Origin of the sequence: Dactylosporangium sp. NPDC050588 (genome assembly GCF_040654975.1) — a bacterium.
Taxonomy (GTDB): domain Bacteria; phylum Actinomycetota; class Actinomycetes; order Mycobacteriales; family Micromonosporaceae; genus Dactylosporangium; species Dactylosporangium maewongense.
The window spans coordinates 1-2,867 of sequence record NZ_JBFAJA010000209.1 but is presented as its reverse complement, the minus strand read 5'-3'; the positions used below and the strand labels follow the sequence as shown (position 1 = coordinate 2,867).

The following is a 2,867-nucleotide window of genomic DNA, read 5'->3' as shown; positions in this document are numbered from 1 at the left end:
TGAGCCAGACGCAGATCGATGCGGTCGTCGGTACCGTCGACGGCGGCGCGGCGAACGTGGCCGACATCTACCCGCTCGCCCCGCTGCAGGAAGGCCTGCTGTTCCACCATCTGCTCGCCGAGGGCGGCGAGGACACCTACGTCACGCCGTTCGTCCTCGAGTTCGAGGACCGCGACCGTCTCGACGCGTTCGCCGCGGGGCTGCAGCGGGTCGCCGACCGCCATGACATCCTCCGGACGTCGTTCGTGTGGGCGGGGCTGCCGGAGCCGGTGCAGGTCGTGTGGCGCGCCGCGACGCTGCGGGTGACCGAGGTCGAGGGCACCACGGGCGCCGAGGGGCTGCTGGCGGCCGTCGGGCTGGCGATGGACCTGGGCCGGGCGCCGCTGCTGGACGTGCACGTCGCGCACGCCGGCGACGGTCGGTGGCTGGGGCTGCTGCGGATCCATCACCTGGTGCAGGACCACACGGCGCTCGACGTGGTGATCGGTGAGATCGATGCGGTCCTCGCCGGGCGGGCCGGTGAGCTGCCGGCGTCGTTGCCGTTCCGGGACTTCGTCGCCCAGTCGCGGGCCGGGCTCGCGGACGGGCGGCACGAGGTGTACTTCCGTGAGTTGCTGGCGGGTGTCGAGGAGCCGACGGCGGCGTTCGGGGTCAGCGACGTCCGCGGCGACGGCTCGGACGTCGTGCGCGCCGGCACGGGCGTCGACCCGGCACTGACGGAACGGCTTCGGGAGGTCGCCCGGCGGCGCGGGGTCAGCCCCGCGACGGTCATGCACGTCGCCTGGTCCCGGGTCCTCGCCGTCGTCTCGGGCAGGGACGACGTCGTGTTCGGCACGGTCCTGTTCGGCCGCATGAACGCCGGCGCCGGGTCCGACCGGGTGCCGGGCCTGTTCATCAACACGCTGCCGGTCCGGGTCCGCACCGGCGATCTCGACATCACGGCGGCGGTCGACGCGATGCGGCGCCAGCTCGCCGGGCTCCTCGAACACGAGCACGCCCCGCTCGCGCTCGCCCAGCGGGTCAGCGACGTGCCGGGCGACGCGCCGCTGTTCGCCACCCTCTTCGACTACCGGCACAACACCGGCGGCGGCGCGAGGTCGAGCGGATTCCAGGGCGTCCGGACGGTCCTGTTCCGCGAGCGGACCAACTACCCGCTGACCGTGACCGTGGACGACGACGGCACCCGGCTCGCGGTGACCGTCGACGCCGCCGGGCCGATCGACCCGCAGGCCGTCGCCGGCATGCTGCACACGGCCGCCGGCCAGCTCGTCGCCGCCCTGGAGCGCGGCGCGGCGACGTCCCTGGCGGAGATCGGGGTGCTCGACACCGCCGAGCTCGACCGGGTGCTGCTGGAGTGGAACGACACCGCGACCGCCGGGTCGGCCGAGACGCTGCCGGGGCTGTTCGCCGTCCAGGTTGCCCGCGACCCCGGCGCGACCGCGGTCGTGTTCGAGGGCACGTCGGTGAGCTTCGCCGACCTCGACGCGCGGTCCGACCGGGTCGCCGGTTACCTGCAGGGTCTGGGCGCCGGTCCGGAGTCGGTCGTGGGTGTACGGCTGCCGCGGGGCGTGGACCTGGTGGTGGCGGTCCTCGGCGTGGTGAAGGCCGGTGCGGCGTTCCTGCCGATCGACCTGGATCTGCCGGCGGAGCGGGTCGGGTTCATGCTCGCGGACGCGGGTGCCCGGATCGTCCTGTCCGACGTGGACGTGCCGGCCGCCGGTTTTCGGTCGGTCGAGGTGCTGCCGGACAGCCCGGCGTACGTGATCTACACGTCCGGTTCGACGGGCACCCCCAAGGGCGTCGTCGTGTCCCACGCGGCGGTGGTGAACACGTTGCGGTGGCTGGCGGACGAGTATGACCTGACGTCGTCGGACCGGATCCTGTTCAAGACGCCGGTCGGGTTCGACGTGTCGGTGTGGGAGTTGTTCCTGCCGTTGACGTTCGGCGCGACGATGGTGGTCGCCCGCCCCGACGGTCACCGGGAGCCGGATTACCTCGCCGGCCTGATCCGGGACCAGCGGGTGACGGCGGCGGAGTTCGTCCCGGCACTGCTGCAGGCGCTCCTGGAGGAGCCGTCGACCGTGGAGTGCCAGTCGCTGCGGCACGTCCTCAGCGGCGGCGAGGAGCTGACCACCGCCGTCCGCGACCGGTTCTTCGAGGTGCTGCCGGACGCTCGGCTGCACAACACGTACGGCCCGACCGAGGCGGCGATCACCGTGACGTCGGGGGAGTGCGGTGCCGGGACGCTGGTGCCGATCGGTGGGCCGATGGCGAACGTCCGCGCCTACGTCCTGGACGGCCGCCTGCAGCCGGTCCCGGTCGGTGTGGCGGGCGAGCTGTACCTGGGCGGCGCCCAACTGGCTCGCGGCTACCTGAAGCAGCCGAGACTGACCGCTGAGCGGTTCGTGGCGGACCCGTTCGGGCCCGGACGGCTGTACCGTACCGGTGACCTGGTGCGCTGGACGGCCGATGGTCAGCTGGTGTTCCTCGGCCGGGCCGACGAGCAGGTGAAGCTGCGCGGGTTCCGGATCGAGCTCGGCGAGATCCAGACCGTCGTGCAGCGGCACCCGGCCGTGTCCCAGGCGGTGGTCTTGCTCCGCGAGGAGCGGCTGGTCGCCTACGTCGTCGGCGGCGCGGACGGGCTCCGGGAGTTCGTTGCGGAGCGGCTGCCGGAGTACATGGTCCCCGCCGCGTTCGTCACCCTGGACGCGCTGCCGCTCACGGTCAACGGCAAGCTCGACCGCAGGGCGCTCCCCGCACCGCACTTCGAGGGCGGGTCCGGCAGGGGCCCGGCGAACGTCCGCGAGGAGCTGCTCTGCCAGGCGTTCGCCGACGTCCTCGGCGTCGGCACGGTCGGCGTCGACGAC

Annotated in this window: 1 protein-coding gene; it reads left to right on the top strand. The window is 73.3% G+C overall.

The window, feature by feature from the left end; genetic code table 11:
- On the top strand, positions 1-2,867 hold a 2,867-nt coding region (locus AB0I21_RS57290; protein WP_360574466.1), incomplete at both ends, for an amino acid adenylation domain-containing protein.